This is a genomic window from Vreelandella sp. H-I2 (assembly GCF_052959335.1).
In genome coordinates this window covers 1-20,215 of the sequence record NZ_JBRAMC010000016.1, presented here as the reverse complement: position 1 = coordinate 20,215, position 20,215 = coordinate 1, and the positions used below count along the sequence as shown (strand labels likewise).

At 52.7% G+C, this 20,215-nt stretch carries 19 protein-coding genes and 1 rRNA gene; 11 read left to right on the top strand and 9 right to left on the bottom strand.

Annotated features, from left to right (window positions below; translation table 11 throughout):
* Positions 1–4: 4 nt before the first annotated feature.
* Both rrf and rlmM read left to right on the top strand, forming a co-directional pair.
* A 5S ribosomal RNA gene (rrf, locus tag ACUVOF_RS21890) occupies positions 5–120 on the top strand.
* A 179-nt stretch (positions 121–299) separates the two neighbouring features.
* On the top strand, positions 300–1,370 hold the full coding sequence (gene rlmM, locus ACUVOF_RS21885; RefSeq protein ID WP_447046331.1) for a 23S rRNA (cytidine(2498)-2'-O)-methyltransferase RlmM: 1,071 nt from the start codon (positions 300–302) through the stop codon (positions 1,368–1,370).
* A 19-nt stretch (positions 1,371–1,389) separates the two neighbouring features.
* On the opposite strand, the gene ACUVOF_RS21880 is transcribed toward rlmM, so the two are convergent.
* Complete coding sequence (locus ACUVOF_RS21880; protein WP_088699674.1) at positions 1,390–1,677, bottom strand: antibiotic biosynthesis monooxygenase family protein; 288 nt, start codon at positions 1,675–1,677, stop codon at positions 1,390–1,392.
* A 29-nt stretch (positions 1,678–1,706) separates the two neighbouring features.
* Between ACUVOF_RS21880 and tusA the strand changes: the two genes are divergently transcribed.
* Positions 1,707–1,961: a sulfurtransferase TusA gene (tusA, locus tag ACUVOF_RS21875; protein WP_447046330.1), complete on the top strand. Its 255-nt coding sequence runs from the start codon at positions 1,707–1,709 to the stop codon at positions 1,959–1,961.
* Between the two features lie 159 nt (positions 1,962–2,120).
* On the opposite strand, the gene ACUVOF_RS21870 is transcribed toward tusA, so the two are convergent.
* The 3 genes from ACUVOF_RS21870 to ACUVOF_RS21860 form a co-directional block, all read right to left on the bottom strand.
* Positions 2,121–2,816 (bottom strand): hypothetical protein, encoded by a 696-nt coding sequence (locus ACUVOF_RS21870; RefSeq protein WP_447046329.1) that lies wholly within the window; start codon positions 2,814–2,816, stop codon positions 2,121–2,123.
* Between the two features lie 124 nt (positions 2,817–2,940).
* Positions 2,941–3,945, bottom strand: a complete 1,005-nt coding sequence (locus ACUVOF_RS21865; RefSeq protein WP_447046328.1) for a DUF3080 family protein — start codon at positions 3,943–3,945, stop codon at positions 2,941–2,943.
* 2 nt (positions 3,946–3,947) lie between these two features.
* The gene (locus ACUVOF_RS21860) at positions 3,948–5,366 is read right to left on the bottom strand and encodes an MATE family efflux transporter (protein ID WP_447046327.1); all 1,419 of its coding nucleotides are present in this window, start codon (positions 5,364–5,366) and stop codon (positions 3,948–3,950) included.
* A gap of 142 nt (positions 5,367–5,508) precedes the next feature.
* On the opposite strand from ACUVOF_RS21860, the gene ACUVOF_RS21855 reads away from it, so the two are divergent.
* On the top strand, positions 5,509–6,084 hold the full coding sequence (locus ACUVOF_RS21855; protein WP_447046326.1) for an elongation factor P hydroxylase: 576 nt from the start codon (positions 5,509–5,511) through the stop codon (positions 6,082–6,084).
* Between the two features lie 44 nt (positions 6,085–6,128).
* On the top strand, positions 6,129–6,704 hold the full coding sequence (locus tag ACUVOF_RS21850) for a hemerythrin domain-containing protein (RefSeq protein ID WP_447046325.1): 576 nt from the start codon (positions 6,129–6,131) through the stop codon (positions 6,702–6,704).
* Between the two features lie 92 nt (positions 6,705–6,796).
* On the opposite strand, the gene ACUVOF_RS21845 is transcribed toward ACUVOF_RS21850, so the two are convergent.
* From ACUVOF_RS21845 to ACUVOF_RS21830, 4 genes are all read right to left on the bottom strand, one after another.
* Entirely contained in the window at positions 6,797–7,246 is a 450-nt protein-coding gene (locus tag ACUVOF_RS21845) for a DUF2795 domain-containing protein (RefSeq protein ID WP_167408834.1), read from the bottom strand.
* Between the two features lie 65 nt (positions 7,247–7,311).
* Complete coding sequence (locus tag ACUVOF_RS21840; RefSeq protein WP_447046324.1) at positions 7,312–8,307, bottom strand: DUF2795 domain-containing protein; 996 nt, start codon at positions 8,305–8,307, stop codon at positions 7,312–7,314.
* Positions 8,308–8,448: 141 nt separating this feature from the next.
* The gene (locus ACUVOF_RS21835; protein WP_447046323.1) at positions 8,449–8,928 is read right to left on the bottom strand and encodes a hypothetical protein; all 480 of its coding nucleotides are present in this window, start codon (positions 8,926–8,928) and stop codon (positions 8,449–8,451) included.
* Between the two features lie 15 nt (positions 8,929–8,943).
* On the bottom strand, positions 8,944–9,795 hold the full coding sequence (locus ACUVOF_RS21830) for a TatD family hydrolase (RefSeq protein WP_447046322.1): 852 nt from the start codon (positions 9,793–9,795) through the stop codon (positions 8,944–8,946).
* A gap of 275 nt (positions 9,796–10,070) precedes the next feature.
* Between ACUVOF_RS21830 and ACUVOF_RS21825 the strand changes: the two genes are divergently transcribed.
* The 5 genes from ACUVOF_RS21825 to ACUVOF_RS21805 are packed head-to-tail and all read left to right on the top strand — an operon-like array spanning position 10,071 to position 16,960.
* Positions 10,071–11,312 carry an ABC transporter substrate-binding protein gene (locus ACUVOF_RS21825; RefSeq protein WP_447046321.1) on the top strand — a complete coding sequence of 414 codons (1,242 nt, stop codon included), beginning with the start codon at positions 10,071–10,073 and terminating at the stop codon, positions 11,310–11,312.
* A gap of 39 nt (positions 11,313–11,351) precedes the next feature.
* Positions 11,352–12,905: a fatty acyl-CoA synthetase gene (locus ACUVOF_RS21820; protein WP_447046320.1), complete on the top strand. Its 1,554-nt coding sequence runs from the start codon at positions 11,352–11,354 to the stop codon at positions 12,903–12,905.
* A gap of 2 nt (positions 12,906–12,907) precedes the next feature.
* Complete coding sequence (locus tag ACUVOF_RS21815) at positions 12,908–14,050, top strand: acyl-CoA dehydrogenase family protein (protein ID WP_447046319.1); 1,143 nt, start codon at positions 12,908–12,910, stop codon at positions 14,048–14,050.
* Positions 14,051–14,078: 28 nt separating this feature from the next.
* A complete protein-coding gene (bktB, locus tag ACUVOF_RS21810; protein ID WP_447046318.1) occupies positions 14,079–15,266 on the top strand; it encodes a beta-ketothiolase BktB in 1,188 nt (395 codons plus the stop codon).
* A 41-nt stretch (positions 15,267–15,307) separates the two neighbouring features.
* The gene (locus ACUVOF_RS21805; RefSeq protein ID WP_447046317.1) at positions 15,308–16,960 is read left to right on the top strand and encodes a fatty acid--CoA ligase; all 1,653 of its coding nucleotides are present in this window, start codon (positions 15,308–15,310) and stop codon (positions 16,958–16,960) included.
* Between the two features lie 5 nt (positions 16,961–16,965).
* On the opposite strand, the gene ACUVOF_RS21800 is transcribed toward ACUVOF_RS21805, so the two are convergent.
* Entirely contained in the window at positions 16,966–17,958 is a 993-nt protein-coding gene (locus ACUVOF_RS21800; RefSeq protein WP_447046316.1) for an AraC family transcriptional regulator, read from the bottom strand.
* 181 nt (positions 17,959–18,139) lie between these two features.
* On the opposite strand from ACUVOF_RS21800, the gene ACUVOF_RS21795 reads away from it, so the two are divergent.
* Complete coding sequence (locus ACUVOF_RS21795) at positions 18,140–20,056, top strand: ATP-binding cassette domain-containing protein (protein ID WP_447046315.1); 1,917 nt, start codon at positions 18,140–18,142, stop codon at positions 20,054–20,056.
* The last annotated feature ends 159 nt before the right edge of the window (positions 20,057–20,215 follow it).

The following is a 20,215-nucleotide window of genomic DNA, read 5'->3' as shown; positions in this document are numbered from 1 at the left end:
TACGCCTGACGACCATAGCGAGCGTGAACCACCTGATCCCTTGCCGAACTCAGCAGTGAAACCGCTTAGCGCCGATGGTAGTGTGGGGTCTCCCCATGCGAGAGTAGGTCATCGTCAGGCACTTATACCGTAAAAACCCCCGAGCACGCAGTGTTCGGGGGTTTTTGCTACCGCAGAAAACCCAGCCAACCGGCTGGGGTTTTTGTTGGCTGGAAGAAAATAATAGTGGATAAATGCTATGATGCGCTCCAATTAATTAGGCAGCCCTCACCGTTTGTGATGGGCGGAATCGAGGTGAATTGGTGAGTGAAACGGTACCTACGTCATGGCTGGTTTACTGCCGTCCTGGGTTTGAGAGTGATGCGCTGGCAGAACTACAGCATCACGCAGCATTACAGGGCATCGCCTGTGCATCAACTCATGGGGAAGGGTGGGTAAGCTTAACGCGTGTCGATGGCGAAGCGGTGAATGATCTACACCGCCAGGCAGCGTTTAAAAAGCTGATTTTCGCACGCCAGAGCTTAGCGGCTTTGCCTGCACTCACTCTTTCTCGTGACGATCGTTTTACCGCCATTTTGGAACAAGTGAAAGCTAGCCGCTGGAGCTTTGAAGAGATTTGGCACGAAACACCGGATACCAACGATGGAAAAGCCTTAGCCGGGCTGATTAAAGCGCTGACAAGACCGTTGGCAAGCATGCTGAAAAAACGTGGTGCGCTGAAGCGGAGTGCGGGGGGCAGGCGATTACATATTTTCTGGACTGATGGTGATCAAGTTCAGTTGGCGATGAGCTTTCCAGGCAATCGTAGTGAGCTGATTAATGGTATTCGTCGATTGCGCTTTCCTTCCCGTGCACCTAGTCGCTCAACACTCAAGTTGGAAGAAGCATGGCATGAGTTTATTCCCCGCGAGGAGTGGGACATACGGCTTGCACCGCATATGCAGGCAGCTGATTTAGGCGCTGCCCCAGGCGGTTGGACATGGCAGTTGGTTCAGCGGGGCATGTACGTGTATGCCATTGATAATGGTCCTATGGATACGCCGTTGATGAAGACAGGGCAGATAGATCACCTGAAAGAAGATGGCTTTACCTGGGAGCCACCACAGCGTTTAGACTGGCTGGTGTGCGATATTGTTGATAAGCCAGTGCGAGTGCTAGCCATGGTGGAGCGGTGGCTGATTCGTAAATGGTGCAAAGAGGCGATTTTTAACCTCAAATTGCCCATGAAGAAGCGCTGGGATGAGGTAACGCGCTGTTTAACTGCACTGGATGAGACGCTGGCGAAAGCAGGAGTGCATGCTAATGTATCATGCCGCCACCTCTATCATGATCGTGAAGAGGTAACGGTGCACGTCAGGATTAAAGATTGATAGATTCGATAACGGTGGTTTAATAGCCGGGCTCGTAGATGCGTATGGTTTCATCTTCGGTTAACAGCGGTAAAATACGCTGCATGGCCATCGTCCGCGCTTCGCTTGAATGCCACTCTTTCCAGGCGCGGATATCACGCCATTTAGTGATCATCAGTCGGCGATCGGTATGACCGAGTTCAACAAGTGTTTCCCCACCGATGAAGCCCCTTACGCCTAAGGAGACACGCATGGCTTCCCGCGCTGCTTGCTCAAATTCTTCTTCAAGGCCGGGCATAATTCGCCGTTCGATGATAACTTTAATCATACGTTCTACTTCCTACATCGAGGATATTAATGGCTGATAACACGGGTACATTACCCTGCTACGATGCGGTATTAGATACCACGGGGCTGTACTGTCCTGAGCCGATTATGCTGATGCATAACAAAGTTCGCGACATGACGCCGGGGCAAGTACTCAAGGTGATTGCTACCGACCCAGCCACCACGCGAGATGTGCCGAAGTTTTGCCAGTTTTTAGGACATGAATTGCTTGAGCAGGACATCGCCTCGTCGGGTAACTACCTCTACTTTATCCGTTTAGCCTAGTGTTTTGAACCAAGGTTTTTTGAACCAGGCTCTATGACTCTCTGAACAAGAGTCTTCAAATAAAATGCCCAGCAATGTAAAACAATAAAACCCTATCGAGGACCAAATCATTTGGTTCTGAATTGGCCTCGACTGTCGTAATAGAGCGATTAAGAGTTCTTATTCAGTCGCCACTACCATCATGGCTAACGCATCCAACGTCACGGGGTCTTCTTCCAATATACGATTAGCGATATGACGTTGGAAAAAATAAACGGTTTGATGGCGGGTGTGGGCGCTGTAAAGACATTTGTCGCCTAGCAAAATTGGCGTCATTGTAGCTTTTTGCTCGTCGGCAAGCAGGGCATCTAGACTACCGTCACTATAGAGACGCCAGCCATAAACGGGTTTCATATGCCAGGGTGAGTTAGGATGGTTCATGCACAACGCATGAGTACCTAGGGTGTCGGGAATTTGTTGGATGAGGGTAACTTCACCAGAAGCCTCATAATCAAAGTATTCAGCCGCCGCGACGAGCTCATGAAATTTGTGATCCGGTGGTGCATCAAAAATTTCTTCTGTTTCAGGATCGCGATATCCCACAAAGTAGCCGTTTTCCTGGTTATCCAGGTCGTGACAGGCTGCCAATGTTTCCATCCATGGCACTAAACCAAAGACGCTACCATCCTCTCTTAACCCCCAGGCCAAAATAGGCATGCCGTAATAGGCGCCTGGGCTCGCAGCGAGTTGGTACACCATTTCCAAGCCATCTAGCTCAGGCGCTAAACGGACTAGGCACTTTTGCGCCTGCTGACGCTGACGCACGGTATCCAGGTCGATAACCTGGGCAGAGCGGGGTGACAGGGATGCGCCCATTGTGTCCCTCCTTGTGCTGCGTGGTCATCACATTGGCAAAGCAGATTTATGGCCTGCCTCGTTACTCACCTCTCTCTTTCACCAATAGCACAAGTTGCTCATAAGGTTAAGGGTTCTGCCGTTTTTAATTCTCGGAGCAAGGAGGAAAGCGGGCTCGGAGTGCTTGATGCTCAAGGCGTGCCTGCTGAAACTGCCCCCAGGGCGCATGGCTATTGTTTAGCGACAGCCAGCGTGCTTGATAGCGCTGGACGGCATCAGTTTTTTTTACCTGTTGTGCGTCAATTAAGCGATTAATGGCGGTTAGCCACTGCTTAGCCGTGTTTGATAAGTGTTCAAGGGGCTGTGCCTCCCAGTCACTCAAACAAGGGGTGGCATCGTTGCCTCGTTGCGCCAAGTGCCGAGCTAACAATGCATTAGCTTCCGTTAAACGTTGGCTAGCGAGTAACAGCGCACGCAAAATTTCGGCTGTCAGCGGTCGTTCTTGCAGCGTTTTTAAATGGTTTTCGAGCGTAGAAGAGTCTTGCTGCCATTTGGAGTCAAACTGATGGTCAGTCATTTGTTGCAAGTAATCGATGGCTTCAAGTTGGCTCGTAATAGCCGTTTCATCGGTACTGGTTAATGGCTTGCTTGCACGCGAAAAGCTTTTAACCCACTCACTGGAATCGAAAATAGCGTTCCAACTGACCGCTGGTAGCTGTGCTGTTTTAGTCGCCGTCAGTTGTTGCAGGCGGGTACGATTTTCATCGCTTAATTGTTCTGGCACATCACTATTCCAGCAGTCACTTAATCGTTGCCATAGTGCACGCTCATATAACCAATGCTGGCTAGGCGGTGCTACGCGCCCGAGTTGGTTGTTACGTGCCGCTATCAGCGAGGTGATTTGGCATTCGCGCAAGGCGTAAATATTCAACATGCTATCCCTTGTCTCAGGAATATCAATAAGCCTGTCTGAGCGTTCGGGGAAATCACCGATATTAATGGGGTCAGCACGCTCAACGTCTGCCTGTTCAAGGTCATTGGCGAGTTGCTGATGGTACATCTGCCATGGTTGCTCGGCGGGATTGCCGTCACAGCCAAGCAGTAGGAAGCCCATAATGAGCGTGAGAACAAGGTTTCCCCATCGAGCCATACTTACCCCCGAATACTGATGCGCTGTAAGCGCCAGGCTAGTAGCAGTGCAGCCGTGCTTAAGCCCGCAATCAAACCTATCCAATAACCATGAACCCCGAGAGGAGCGACCATGCCACCCACCCCTCGCGAGCCCAGCCAGTGCCCGCCCCCTAAACCCACTACCCAGTAGGAGAGCACTGTAATCACCATCACAATGCGGGTATCTTTATAGCCGCGCAAAGCACCTGCTAAATTAACTTGTAGCGAGTCAGAAAGCTGGAAAATCACAGCCAAGGCAATGATCGATAGCGCTAACGCCTGTATTTCGCTGTTTGAGGTATAAAGTGCAATGACGGGAACGGCACTAAACCATAAGAAAATGCTGTTAATGACGGCTACGATGACGCTAATAACAATGCCATTCCAGGCGACCTGGCGCGCTAGCGTTAAACGCTGTTGGCCTAGGGTATTACCTACCCTTACGGTAAGCGCCATACTGAGTGATAGTGGCAACATAAACAGTATTGAGGTGAAACTTAGCGCTATTTGGTGAGCTCCTACAGTGACCTCCCCAAAGCTGGCAATAAAGAGCGCAATGAGAGTGAATAAGGTGACTTCAACAAAAATTGCCACACCGATAGGAACACCCACTACTACTAATTCACGTATACCCGGCCATTGGGGGGGCGTCAGTGTTTGCCAAATCGCAACGCTTTTATAAGTACTTCCAATGCGCGTGTAGTAAGCCATAGCCAACGCCATCGTCCACATCGAGAGTGCGGTAGCGATACCACAGCCAAAGGCTCCCAGCGCGGGTAATCGTTGCAGGCTGCCAGGAACCCAGTTGCCGAATAGTCCAACTAAACCATCGCCGCCATAGATCAGAAGGTAGTTGGCAGGAATATTCACACCTAAACCAACAAGGCTGATCCACAATGCTGGACGCGTATGGTTCATGCCATCAGAAAATGCCCTTAGTGCCTGAAACAACGCAATGCCAGGCATACCGAAGGCAACCGCAGAAAGGTAGGCAGAAGACTGGCGTGCAACCGCAGGGGGAACGTTCATTAAGTCGAAAATGGGCATAACCACTGACCAGAGTAGCAAGGCCGCGACGATACCTAGTAGTAGGGCAATCCAGAGCGCTTGGTGGACGGCAGGACGAATAGCCGTGTGGCGTTTTCCACCAAGCAAATGGGCAGTAATCGGCGTGAGCCCCATCAGGGTGCCCGTCATGAACAGCATCAACGGCATCCAAAGGCTTGAGCCTACCGATACAGCCGCGAGCGACGTTGCATCATGTCGGCCTGTCATCATGACATCAACCACACTCATCCCTGCTTGGGCCAATTGGGCACCGCAAATAGGTAATGCCAAGTAGATGAGGGCACGGCTCTCTGGCCAATACACCGATTTAACCTGTTGAGTGAAATCGCCCAATGGGTAGGCTCCTGATCGACGAATTAAACTATAAAAAAAGCGATAGGTTAGCAGGGATGCCTATACCTTGCTGCCCTGTATTTAGGTTATCTCTGTAAGGCCGTTATACTTTGTCAAACGTCAATGATAAACGAGGTCAAAAGTGAATCACCCGCAAGACCGATGGACGCTTGCCGATATTATCGCGCTCTTTGATGGCCTTTTTGCAAAGCACTATCAAACACGCCTAATTCGGGGTGACGAGGAACCGCTTTATTTGCCCGCCAATAACCAAACACCTTATCACCAAGTTATTTTTGCGCGGGGCTATTATGCCAGTGCGTTACACGAGATTAGCCACTGGTGTATTGCGGGTGAAAAACGTCGCCAGTTAGAAGATTACGGGTATTGGTACTCGCCTGACGGGCGTAATGCTGAACAACAAGCTGCTTTTGAGAATGCCGAGATTGCGCCACAAGCATTGGAGTATCTATTTACCCTAGCGTGTGGCCGCACTTTTCATGTCAGCGTCGACAATTTGGGAGGTGCGACAGAAGTAGATCGTGAGGCTTTTGAGAAGAAAGTCATGGCTCAGGCAGAGCGTTACGAAGTACAAGGCTTGCCCGCTCGTGCTGATGCCTTTCGCCACGTCTTGACTGCTTACTATCAACACGGCTTGGGATGTGAAGCTGCGATTGCTCAAGGACTTGATAGGTTGCAGCGTGTACGACTATGTTGAAGGTGTCACTTAAATAGTCGTTACGAGTCAAAGGAGGGAATCTTATGACCCAGCACAACGCTAACGGATCAGCTGCAGATGTCGTTGATATTCTGACCACTGACCACAAGGAAATGATGGAACTGGCGGGCCAGATCAAGCGCTCAAGGGATATAGAAGAGCGTAGAGACACAACCGAAACGTTAATTGCTGAGGTGATGCGCCATGCCGTTGCCGAGGAAATGTATGTTTACCCGGTAATCGAGAAGTGCATACCCAATGGGACCGAAGAGGTCGAGCACGACAAGCAGGAGCACGATGAAATCGTGCAAGTAATGAAACAGTTGGAAGATTGTAACGCTACCGATCCGCTATTCATGGAAAGGGTCGAAAAATTGGAAGGGCTATTGAGCCACCATGCAAATGACGAGGAGTCTGAACAGTTTCCCAAGATGCGGAAGCATATCTCAGGTGAACAGCTAACTGAGTTGGGTAAAAAGGTGGAGGAGGCCAAAAAAATGGCACCGACTCGTCCGCACCCCAGCGCGCCGCACTCAGAGCTCTTTCACAAGAGTGTCGGGGCAGGCGTAGGCATGGTCGACAGGCTTCGAGATAAGCTCACAGGGCGAGCGACGAAATAAACGTGCCCTTAAAAAGTGGTTTTGTCGCACTAGCGTCCATGTGTCGCATTGTCAGTTAACGCAGGGCTAGTAAGGCGCCACCTCGTGGCGCCTCAGTCTACCTTCTTCAGCTCCTGCGTGATGTCAGCCATGCTCTGATAGTGGTGATTACCGAACTGCTTCAGGATCTGCATTTCGTTTTCGCTAGCTTTCGAACCGGCATGGTTTATCAACTGTTCGCGATTAGCGGGAAACGTTATGCCAGCAAACAAACTGGCGAATCGAGCTGCAGAAGGTGCCTCCATGGCACGTTCACCGCCGGTCTTGCTCGGCTGGTTGTCAGGAGCCTTCTCATGAGTGCGCAACTCGCCGAACGCACGCGCTAATTCGGCGGCATCGCGGTACTCTTTGGCAGGAAGCTGCTGGATGATAGCTCTTACTTCACGGTCGTCGTCGCTTAACGTATTGACCAATTCACTGTGAGTTTTCGGAAACTCAACACCCTTCAGTGCTTTTTCAATATCTGCGGCAGAGATCGCCTGTTGGGGATGGGAGGTGAGCATGTGTCGCTCGTAGCGAGATTTCTGCTCAAACCCAGCTCCGCATATCTCGCAAGTAAACTGTGCCATCAGCGTACCTCTCCAAGCGCTTTTTGGATATCCCCCATTGTCTCGTACTCTCTCTTGGGAAAGTCGTTTAATACGTCAATGATGTCATCCGCGGCATGGTTGGTTTTGGCCTGTTTGAGTAAATCTGCCTTGCCGCAAGGGAAATCAACCCCCTTTAATGCCTTGGCAATCCCAGCCGCCGATGCCGAATCAGTGGCTGCTTTACCCCCACGTTCGCCCCCTTTGCTGCGATTACCTTCGGGTTCCTTCGCTTCTGGCTGCATCTCGGGTTCTGTGAGCGTGCCGCCTTCTAGTGCTTCAGTGGGCCATTCGCGCTTCTTTAACCCTAACGTCTTGAACAGGGCAGCTTTGCCGGTGATCGAGATGGATTCTTCATTGAGGTCGTCATGTGCGCCAATCAGCAGAAGCTGGGCGTTCTCATAGTCGAGAAGTTTGCCATCATCGATATCTAGCCAGCGTTTATCGGCGAACTTCTCCTCCAGGCGCTTGGGATAGTTAGGCTTGGCATCTGGAAAGCCAGGCACATCGAGAGAAGGGTTGCGCACCGAGATGATGTAGCTCGCCTCGGCAAGGATTCCCAACTGTGACTGTGCTTTGCCAGGGGGCTGAGGTGTAGAAAGCCGGTAGGCTAAGCGAGAGCTGTTGTTGCGCATAAAGATCGCATAGCGGCCCTCACCGACGGGAATGGCTTCACCTTGCTCCTGCTCACCTTTGGTTTTGGTCTCATATTCAAGCGGAAATAGCGCTTCACCAATCGCCTTGGACTTACCGGTCATATCGTTCATCATCCACTCGCGGGCGGTGGAGGTTGGCTTGCCTTTCATAATCTCGGGCATACGCTTTTTGCCTACCAGAAACAGGCGGGCAGTATCATCGTCGTCCGGGACCAGCACGAGGTGAAGACGCTGAACGTCGTCAAGGCTCTGCACCTTTTGCGTATTGACCTTAGGCCGGTAGAAGAAATAGATATCTCCCTTCTCAACATAATCCGTCATCTGTCGCCTCCTGAACTAACATGGCTGATCAATTACCACTGCTATGTGAAAAGCAGTGTCCACCTTGTTGGTTAGCAGAGGTTTTTCTTTGGTGCAAACGCATCGCAGTGTTTTGGCAGTAAAACAAACGTTTGATAAAGCTTAATCCTCCTCTGTCAGCCGTTGATGCATCGACAGCATGACCTCCAGTTCGTGCTCTGGGCGCATCGGCTCTAACCCTAACTCGCTAAAGGTCTCGCGCCGCTGGCGATGCCATTCGCCTGGGGTGATAGCAGGGTAGAGCACAGACGCCGGGGCTAGCTCCACGAAAGGATCTAGCCCATAGGTGTCAAAAAGGCGCGCCAAAGCCGCTTCATCATCGCCATTGTCACTAGTGTAAAGCGTAGCGGAGAAATGGTCGTTCTCAAGCTCACGGATCACTTCAAGGGGGCTAACCCCCAGGCTCTCAAGCTCTTCAATGCTATACGCGCCCATGGCGTTGGTATCTTCTTTGATCCAGCTGTCGTCCGGCTGAATCAATGTTTGTTTAACTCTTCCATCGGGTAACGACCAGGCAATGGCGAGGGGGAGGCCATCATCTTCACCCGTTTCAATGGCGATAAACCCTGGAAAATCGGCCACGCTAGTACTCCTTTTTTAAGATTCAGCGGGAAGACGGAAAAAGCGTTGGGCAGTTCGTGTAGTAGCGTTGCCTAGCTCAGTTTCGCTGATGCCGCGCCACTGGGCAATCTCGCGCACTATCCACGGTAGAAGAGCGGGTTCATGGCGCCGCCCTTTTAGTTTTGCAGGCAGGTTGCGTGGCAATAGATAAGGGCAGTCTGTTTCTACCATCATACGCTCAAGGGGGATATCACTTATCAGTGGGCGTAGATGATGTCCTCGTCGCTCATCGCAAATCCACCCCGTTAAGCCTATATGCAAATCTAGGTCGAGATAACCAAACAGCGTATCGCGGTCAGCGGTAAAACAGTGCACTACCGCATGGCTGATATCGTCTCGCCATGCATGCAGTATCTCTCTCATCCGCTGGCCCGCATCCCGTTCATGTAGAAACAGCGGTAAACCACTTTCCACTGCGAGAGCCAGTTGCGCCTCAAACGCGAGCTCCTGTTCACGGGGTGTCGAGAAGTTGCGATTAAAGTCCAAGCCACACTCACCTACGGCGACTACTTCGGGCATGGCATGCAGGGCCGCCATGGCACGCTCAAGGTTCGTGTCCCAGTGGCTAGCATCGTGAGGGTGAACACCCGCTGTGGCGTATAGGCCCTGATGTTGTTTGGCAAGCGCAACAGCTTGCTCGGCGTGGGCGAGATCGGTCCCGGTGACGATCATGGTGGTCACGTGTGCGGCCTGGGCTCGCTGAATGACCGCTTCAAGATCGCGACCAAAGCTTTCGTGGGTCAGGTTAGCGCCAATATCCACCAACGGGGCGCTAGGGCGAAACTGAAGCGCTTCGGGTAAAAATTCATCGGCATAAACAGTAGCCAAACGGTACTCCCCATTTATGTATAAAAGCACCATTGTAACGTTATGCGCAGGCATCGACTAATGGTGTATTAAGCCTGGGTAGCTCAAACGAATGGCACGAATTGCAAAAAAACTGGCTTGATAGGTAAACAGCGAAGACGTATTTACGCCTAAGATGACCTTTGGCTATGCGCGCTTAATCATCAAGTTTGGTGCAATAACAACGGTGCAATAACAACGGTGCAATAACAACAATGAAGATTGATTCAATAACAACAAAAGAGAGCTCAATAACAATGCAACTATTTCATCGTGTATCTCAACGCTTTGCTACTTCAACACTTGCCGCTGCTATCCTGATGGCCAGCTATGCCCCCAATGTTGTGGCTGCTGAAGGGATTTCTGACAATGAGATACGAATCGGCTATCTAGCGGATATGTCGGGCGTATACCGAGATCCCATCGGCCCGCTGGGCGAAGATGCCATCAATATGGCTATTGAGGATATAGGAGGGAGCGTTAACGGTGCCAATATCGTGGTGTTTAGCGCAGATGACCGTAACAGCCCCGATGTTGGATCTAGCGTAGTACGCGAGTGGATTGACGAGCGTAACGTCGATATGGTCACTGGGCTGGTGGCATCTTCTGTGACCCTGGCAGCGGTGGGCTTGTTGGAAGAAGCCGATAAACTGGGTCTAGTGAACGGTGCCGTGTCGTCAGCCATTACCAATGAGCACTGCTCTCCTAACCATATCCATTGGGTGTATGACACCTGGGCGATGTCCAATGGAACGGCCAAGGCGATTACCGATGAGGGGCATAAAAACTGGTATTTACTGAGCGCCGACTATTCCTTTGGCCATGCGCTTGAAGCTGATGTTACACGGGTGGTCACTGAAAATGGTGGCACCATCGTGGGCAGTGCTCGCCATCCTTTTCCCAGCAGTGACTTCTCATCCTTTATGCTCCAGGCGCAAGCCTCAGGTGCTGATGTCATTGCGCTGAATAACGCAGGCGGCGATACGATTAACGCGGTGCAGACAGCCGGCGAGTTCGGTATTACCCAAGCCGGTCAGATTTTGGCCGGTATGGTGCTGTTCAGTACCGATATACGCAGTATTGGTTTAGAAAACGCTCAGGGGCTGCAGTTCACTAAAGCGTGGTACTACGATTTAAACGATGAAACCCGCGCCTGGGCGGAGCGCTTCCGAGAGCGTACCGGCAGTATGCCCACCATGGTGCATGCAGGGCTTTACTCCAGTACACGCCATTATCTTGAAGCTATTAAAGCCACTGGCACGGATGATACCCAAACCGTTCGTCAGCAAATGGGCGATACCCCCGTTAACGATATTTTCGCGACTGGCGGCCACATTCGTGAAGATGGGCGCATGGTCCATGATATGTATCTCGTGGAAGTTAAAACGCCTGAAGAGTCGCAAGATGAAGATGACCTCTTCCACGTTGTCCGCACCATTCCTGCGGAAGAAGCCTTCCGCCCGCTTTCAGAAAGCGTTTGCCCACTTGTCTCCAGTTAAGTCTTTGTCAATTCACTACAACAAGCTAAAGGAGTTGGCATGTTTGATCCGTCTGTTATCCAGCAAAACAGTATCGGGGCTGCTTTAAACCGCAGTGCACGAAAATACTCCCATCAGTTGGCGCTGGTGTTTGGCGAGCGCCAGTGGCGCTATCAAGCACTCAACCAAGCAGCCCGCCGCGTTGCCAATGGCTTGCTGGCAGCAGGGTTAGCGCCGGGTGATCGGCTGGCGGTATATGGTAAAAACTCCGATGCCTATGTCATCGCCTGGTTAGCCGCTACCAAAGCGGGGTTAGTGCATGTGCCGATCAATTTTGCGTTAAGCAGTGACGAGCTGCGCTATATCCTTGAACAGTCAGGCGCTACAGGTTTACTCAGCGACATTAGTCTCGCCGACAAAGTGAGTGCGGCCACCGAAGGGTTAGACATCGTCCTGATGGGAACCCTGCATGCCGATCAGGCACTGGATGCGCAAGGTTTTGATGTGCTCACTCACGCAACGACAGCGCAAAACGATCAAGAACCCAACGTGTCAGTCGATGGCACAAGCCTCGCTCAACTGCTCTATACCTCGGGTACTACCGCTGCGCCAAAAGCCGCCATGATGACTCATCAGGCTTTAATGGCTGAGTATATGGCCTGCATGGTCGAGCTGGATATCAAAGGCAACGATGCCATGCTCGCCGCGCTGCCGCTCTACCATTCAGCGCAAATGCACGTCTTTTTAATGCCAGCACTGTTGCTAGGTGCGCCCGTCTATTTGCTAGAAGCGCCGCTGCCCGAGCTGTGCTTAAGCGCGATAGCTGATCATCATATCGCGTCATTTTTTGCCCCACCCACGGTCTGGATTAGCCTGCTGCGACACGCTGAATTTGAACGCTTTAACCTGAGTGCCCTCAATAAAGCCTATTACGGTGCTTCAATTATGCCGGTACCGGTGTTGGAGGAACTTCAGCAACGTATCCCAGGGGTAGGGTTATACAACTGCTATGGGCAGAGCGAAATTGCCCCCTTGGCGACCGTGCTGCGTCCTGAGGAACATGCCGAACGCCCAGCTTCCGCCGGGCGCCCCATTCTGACGGTGGAGACCCGCATCGTCGATCTCGATATGAATGATGTGCCTCACGGTGAACACGGTGAGATTGTCCATCGCTCACCACAGCTTATGAAGGGTTACTGGGATAAGGAGCGCATGACCGAAGAGGCCTTCCAGGGTGGTTGGTTTCACTCTGGCGATGTGGGCTATTTCGACGAAGCGGGCTATCTCTATGTGGTCGATCGCATTAAGGATGTGATTAATACCGGTGGCGTACTAGTGGCCAGTCGTGAAGTAGAAGAGGGGCTGTTTAAGCACCAGGCGGTTTCTGAAGTAGCGGTGATCGGTCGGCCGGATGAGAAGTGGATCGAAGCTATCACTGCCGTCGTGGTAGTGAAAGAAGGACAGTCGGTTAGTGAGGAAGAACTGATCCAGCACGCCAAAACGTTAATGGCCCCTTATAAGGTACCTAAGCACATTATTTTTACCGATGCCTTACCCAAGAGCACTGCAGGCAAAATCCTTAAGCGCCACTTACGTCAAGATCTCAAGGAGTGAGTATGGACGAGGAAACGACCGAACTATTTCACGCCATGATCAAACGCTGCCTAAGCCAGGAAGTCGCGCCTTACTATGATAATTGGGAGGCTGCAGGCGAAATACCACGCTCACTATGGCATGCATTAGGCGATGCTGGCCTATTGGGTATCGACTTAGACGAAAAGCATGGTGGCGCAGGGGCCGACATTGCCATTACTCAGTTAGTACTGGAAGAGATGTCTCGACAAGGCTTTGGCGGTTTAGCTAGCGCCTATAATATCCACGCCAACATCGTTATGCCCTACGTACAAAATTTAGGCTCGCCTGCCCAACAAGCGCAGTGGCTGCCGGCTATGGCGCGTGGCGAGGCTCTAGCGGCTATCGCGATGACTGAGCCACATGCCGGTAGCGACCTGGCGTCCATGAGAACTCGAGCGAAGCGGACCACCGATGGCTGGGAGCTCAGCGGCAGCAAGACGTTTATCACCAATGGGCAGTTTGCCGACCTGGTCATTGTGTGCGCCAAAACTGATCCTTCTGCCGGCGCCAAAGGCGTTTCGCTGTTTTTGGTTGATACTCACTTGGCTGGCTTCTCACGGGGGAAACCAATTCAAAAGATCGGCCAGCATGCCAGTGATACCGCCGAGCTTAGCTTTGATCAAATGCAGTTGCCTAACGAGGCTCTGTTGGGTGAGGAGGGGGCCGGTTTTCGCTATTTAATGCAGGAACTGCCCCGTGAACGTTTAGGCGTAGGGGCGCAAGCCCTAGGAGCTGTAGAGGGCGCGATGGCGCTTACCTTGATGTATGTTCAGCAACGCCAAGCATTTGGTCAGCGGGTAGCGGATTTTCAAAATACCCGTTTTACCTTGGCGGAGATAAAAGCCCAGCTGGACGTGGCTCGCGCCTATTTTGAGCATTGCGTCGAAAAGTATCGGCAGGGCGCCATGAGCAGTACGGATGCGGCGATTTTAAAACTGCAGCTAAGCGAGCTGCAGTGTCGGGCGGTCGACCGTTGCCTACAGCTGTTTGGTGGTTACGGCTATACCCACGAATACCCCATTTCACGCTTTTATCTGGATGCCCGAGTACAGACTATTTATGCCGGTAGCTCTGAGATTATGAAGGAAGTGGTAGCACGCTCGCTGCTGGGTAAAGTGGCCTAATGAGACGCTAAGAAGACAGGAGAAAACCATGCGGTTGGATGATGTGGTGATTCTAGGCGGGGTAAGAACCGCTATCGGTAGTTTTGGCGGGTCGCTCTCAACGATGGCGCCGTTTGAGCTGGGTGCGATAACTGCGAAAGAAGCGTTGCATCGATCAGGCGTAGAGGGCGGTGATATCGATCACTCGGTATATGGTCACATTATTACCACTGGGCCCCAAGATGCCTATCTGGCGCGGCATATTGCGCTAGAAGCCGGTGTGCCGAAGGAGGCGGGTGCTTTCAACGTCAATCGACTGTGTGGTTCAGGGGTGCAGGCAGTGATTTCTGCTGCCCAGCAGATTGCGTTAGGTGACAGTCGTTTAGCGCTAGCGGGGGGCGCTGAATCAATGTCACGAGGGGCTTACATGCTGCCTCCTCAAGCAAGAAATGGCGTGCGCATGGGTGATGTGAACGTTCAGGATTTAACCTTGGGTGTGCTGAGTGACCCTTTTGGAAGCGGCCACATGGGCTGCACGGCAGAGAATATTGCTAACCAGTACGGTTTAACCCGTGAACAGCTGGACCAGTTTGCCTTTGAGAGTCATCAAAAGGCGGCACGGGCGATTGCTGAAGGTCGCTTTGAGTCACAAATCGTACCGGTGGAGGTCAGCCGAGGTAAGCAAACAATGCTGTTTACACGCGATGAGCATGTACGTGAAAACGTCCAGCTTAGCGATTTAGCGGGGCTAAAACCTGCCTTTCAAAAAGATGGCGTGGTCACTGCAGGCAATGCATCGGGCATTAACGACGGTGCGGCGACGCTAGTGTTGGCCCATGGCGATGAGGCTAAACAGCGCGACTTAATGCCCAGGGCACACCTGCGCGTTGCCACGACAGCAGGCGTTGAGCCAACGCTGATGGGGCTGGGGCCGATACCTGCGGTTAAACGCTGCCTGCAGCAGGCGGGGCTTAGTATCAACGATATTGATGTGATTGAATCCAATGAAGCCTTTGCTGCCCAAGCCATGGCAGTGGCAGAGACGCTCGGCTTCCCGCTCAAGAAATTAAACCCTAACGGTGGAGCGGTTGCCCTGGGCCATCCGGTAGGGGCCACGGGCGCTATTTTGATACTTAAAGCTCTATACGAGCTGGAGCGTATTAACGGCCGCTACGGATTGATCACACTCTGCATCGGGGGTGGGCAAGGTATCGCCCTTCTGATAGAGCGCGGTTGACCTGTCTTGATCGCCACAAGAACAAGTTAAAAGGAATTTTTATGCCTTCAGTTACCCCGAAAATTTTATCCGCCGCGCCCTCTGCCACAAACCCTGTCCTAATGATTGGCGACCTGTTAGAGGCAGGCGTACGCATGGCGGGCAAAAATCAGATTGTCTACCGGGACCAGAGCCGCCACGGCTATGAGCGGTTTCGCGAACGGGTGCATCAATTGGCCCACACGCTGACTTCCCAAGGTGTGCAAGCAGGCGACGTGGTGGCCGTTTTAGATTGGGATAGCCACCGTTACCTGGAATGTTTTTTTGCAATCCCGATGATTGGCGCCGTATTGCATACAGTGAACGTACGCCTAGCGCCTGATCAAATCCTCTACACGATGGAACATGCCGAAGACGCTTTTGTCATCGTGCACGAAAAGTTTGTACCACTGCTTGAGCCACTGGCTGACAAACTACCGCAAGTGCGTGGCTACCTGCTGTGTCAGGAAACGCCGAAAGCCGTCGATACCGAACTGCCGCTGGTGGGCGAATTTGAGCACTTATTAAGCCAACAGCCAGTTCATTACGCTTTTCCTACCTTTGATGAAAATGCCGTTGCGACTCTTTTCTATACCACTGGTACTACGGGTAATCCCAAAGGTGTTTTCTTCACCCATCGCCAACTAGTACTGCATACCTTGAGCGAGGCCAGCGCTTTTCAGGCGCCCGGTTTTGAGCTGCTTAACCGCGACAAAGTCTATATGCCGATTACCCCCATGTTTCACGTTCATGCCTGGGGTGTGCCGTATACCGCCACGCTGATGGGGGCTACTCAAGTTTATCCGGGCCGCTACGAGCCGGAAATGTTGGTCAAGCTGCTGGTTGGCGAAAAGGTCGACTTCTCCCACTGCGTCCCCACTCTGCTCAACATGGTGGTCAGCGCCGAGGCGATTGCCTCAAAGCAGGTCGACCTCTCCGGCTGGAAAGTATTGGTCGGCGGTAGTGCGTTAACCGAGTCGCTGGCGAGCAAAGCATGGGCATTGGGGATCGATACCCGCAGCGCTTATGGCATGTCGGAAACCTGCCCGCTCCTCACCGCCGATATTCTGCCTCACGATATTGCCGACGCTGATTTTGAGACTCAACTACCCTGGCGCTGTAAAGCGGGCCTGCCGATTCCAATGGTTAAGCTTCAAGTCGTCGATGTGGACGGTAAGCCGCTACCCAATGATGGTAAAAGCGTGGGTGAAATTCGCGTACAGGCACCCTGGTTAACCCAGGCTTATTACAAAGACGAGGCTCGGAGTGCAGAGCTGTGGCGTGACGGCTGGCTGCACACTGGTGATGTAGGTTCGCTTGATGAGCGGGGCTTTCTGACTATCAGCGATCGTATCAAGGATGTGATTAAAACGGGCGGCGAGTGGCTTTCGTCGTTAGAGTTGGAGAGCTATATCAGCCAATGCCCCGGTATTGCCGAAGTGGCTGTGATAGGCGTAGCGGATGAAAAGTGGGGCGAGCGGCCGGCCGCGCTGGCTGTCCCCGTTGATCTAAACAACCCGCCCACCACCGAAGCCGTTCAGGCGTTTTTAGAGCAGTTTGTGGCTCAGGGAAAACTCAATCGCTGGGCGATTCCCAGCATGATTCGTTTCGTTGATGAGATACCTAAAACCAGTGTCGGCAAGTTGGATAAGAAACGTATTCGCACCGAAATTTAGGCTGATCAGCGAACGTTGCCCGCTGTGCGCGCTTTGCGATACGCGGCGGGGGAGTTGCCTGTCCAGCTTTTAAAAGCACGGCTAAAGCAGGCTAAATCCTCAAAGCTTAGCGCCTCCGCGATGCTAACCAGTGGCTTTTCACTGCAGGTGAGTGCCTGAATAGCGACGTCGCGGCGGTACTCGTCCTTGACCGCTTGAAAATGGGTGCCTTCTATCTTTAGATGCCGGGCCAACGTGCGTGCAGACATATGAAGCGCATCGGCGGCGCTATGCACCGTACCTGCCGTCAACAGATGACGTGAGAGGTGTTCGCGCACCCGGTGAGTGAGCAGGCGATCAGCAAACGACACATAGAACCAGTCCGCCGGGGCGCGCTTTAGAAAAGCGCCCAGATGTTTCTTGGTCTGGCGGATAGGATGATCAAGCAAACCACGATCAATATAGATAGCGGTTTGTGGCTGCTCAAAGCGCACCGTACCAGGGTAAAAATAGAGATAATCAGCGCCGTGTGGGGGCTGTGCGTAAGCGCACTCCATCAAAATGGGCGGTATTTTACGTGCAATCATCCATGACGCGATGCCGTGAAACAGTTTGAGCATTAGCTCGTGAATTAAAATGCGGCTACCCAGCAAGGGCGCATATTCCACCAGCCCCATGCGAGCGAGATCTCCTTCAAGGGTAAACGCATAGCCAAAGTCATCGAGCAAAATACGGAAGAACTGGGTATAGCGGTGCAGCGCCACCTGCAAGTTCGGTGCATCCAACATACTTAAACACAGTAGCTTTAAAGTGCCGCCCCGCAGCGGACGGGAAAAAAAGCCAGGCGTTTCGTCATCAAGTTCGTTTACGAGTCCGCGATACAACTCAGCAAATTGCTCAACCGTCACCCGACCATGGGGAGCTGAAAGCAAAAACGGCGAAATGCCCGCCTGTTCTAGGTAGCGCGCAGGAGGTGCAGAATTTGGTATACCTTTAAACAGTTCGTTTACAAAATGCATCGAGACGGTCACCGTCACTGTCAGCCCGCCTTTGAAAATAGTGTTTTAGATAGGGTTATTCTTTTCTCTGGCTAAACGTTATCACGCTGTCGGTTTGCTCTCTATAAAGTCGCGACCCAGTTCCCCCTCCCAGCGCACGCATGCGTTACACTGTGCGCCTCACGACTAAGGAGGACACCGCGTGACCCTGTTACGACTCGAACAGCTGCAACTCGCCTACGGCACCCATGTACTACTCAATCGCGCCGACCTGACAGTTGATAAAGGCGAGCGGCTGGCGCTGGTCGGGCGCAACGGTACCGGCAAGTCCACTCTGCTGAAACTGGTGGCAGGAGAGATATTGCCTGATGACGGTTCAATCTGGCGGGCACCTGGGCTAAAAATCGGTGTGCTGGCCCAGGAATTACCTGAGTCATCCGGCCTGACTATCTTTGATATGGTGGCCCAAGGGTTGCCGGAAGCGGGCGAGCTGCTCTCCGAATACGACCATCTTATCAATGATCCCGATCCCGACATGGATCGCATGGCGACCCTGCAAACGCGCTTGGAAGCTATTGACGGCTGGTCATATCACCAGCGTATCGATACGGTGCTTACACGCTTAGGCTTGCCCCCCGAGGCTGAGATGAGCTCGCTTTCCGGTGGTTGGCGCCGCCGGGTAGCGCTGGCTCGCGCCTTGGTCGCCGAACCTGATCTATTGCTGCTCGATGAGCCGACCAACCACTTGGACTTAGACACCATTGCTTGGTTGGAAGAGCAACTGCTGGCGTTTAACGGCGCCGTATTGCTAATCACCCACGACCGGGCGTTTCTGTCTAAGCTGGCGACCAATATTCTTGAACTGGATCGTGGCCAGCTAGGGCGCTACCCCGGCAAGTACGAAGAGTATCAGGCCCGCAAGCAGCACGAGCTTGAAGTAGAAGCGCGGGAGAACGCAGAGTTCGATAAAAAACTAGCTCAAGAGGAAGCCTGGATTCGTCAGGGCGTTAAAGCGCGACGTACCCGTAACGAAGGCCGGGTTCGGGCGCTTGAGGCCATGCGCAATGAACGCAGCCAGCGCCGCGAGCGTCAAGGTAATGCCAATTTGACGGTAGATCGCGGCGAGCGCACCGGCAAGCGCGTTGTGGAGCTGCAAGGCGTCACCCAGCGGTTTGGCGATGACGTGATATTGCGCGATATTAATCTTGAAGTATTGCGCGGCGACCGCATCGGCTTCCTGGGGCGCAACGGCGCAGGTAAAACAACCCTGCTAAAAATCCTGCTGGGCGAGCTGGAACCCAGTGCAGGCAAGGTGCAAATGGGCACCAATTTAAAAGTGGCCTATTTTGACCAGCTGCGTGCGGGGTTGGAACTCGAAAAAACCGTTTACGACAATGTTGCCCAAGGCAGTGACCGGGTCAACGTGGGCGGTAAAGATCGCCATGTGATGAGCTATCTGCAGGACTTTCTCTTTACACCGGAGCGAGTACGCCAGCCGGTGAAGGCGCTCTCTGGTGGTGAGTCCAACCGACTGCTGTTGGCCAAGCTATTTACCCAGCCAGCTAACGTGCTGGTGTTGGACGAGCCGACCAACGACCTCGACATGGAAACCCTGGAGCTGCTCGAGGAGCTGCTGCTCGATTTTGATGGCACGCTGCTGCTGGTTTCCCACGACCGTACCTTTATGGATAACGTGGTAACCAGCATGCTCGCCTTTGAAGGCGATGGCGTGGTGCGCGAGTACGTGGGAGGCTACACCGATTGGATTCGCCAGGGTGGCAAGCTACCGCCAGCGCCCTGGGAAGGGGCAGCACGTCAGCGTACTGAACCTACCTCAGAAACGCCTAAAAAGGTGGCTGAAGCGCCTGCCGCAGCAGCCAAGAAAAGCGTCAAGCTTTCCTACAATTTGCAGCGTGAATTGGATGCATTGCCCGCTGAGATCGAACGTCTCGAGGGTGAGGTAGAAGCGTTGGAAAACGAGATAGGTGACCCCGCGTTTTATCAGCAAGAGGCAGAGGCCGTTACGGCTAAATTGCAAACACTTGAAAAAGTGCAAAAGTCGCTAGAAGTCGCCATGGAGCGCTGGATGGAGCTAGAGGCACTGGCGGCAGGGGAATAAACCCAGCAACGATAAAAGGCGCCATAGGGCGCCTCAGGTTGCTGACAAAGCGCTGGCGCTTTTGCCAGCGCTTTGCTTTTATGGGCACATGCTAAAAGATCCCTCTCCCCAACAGTTTGAACTCGAGATGGTCACGCTTGACGAGTTGGTGCCTCAGAA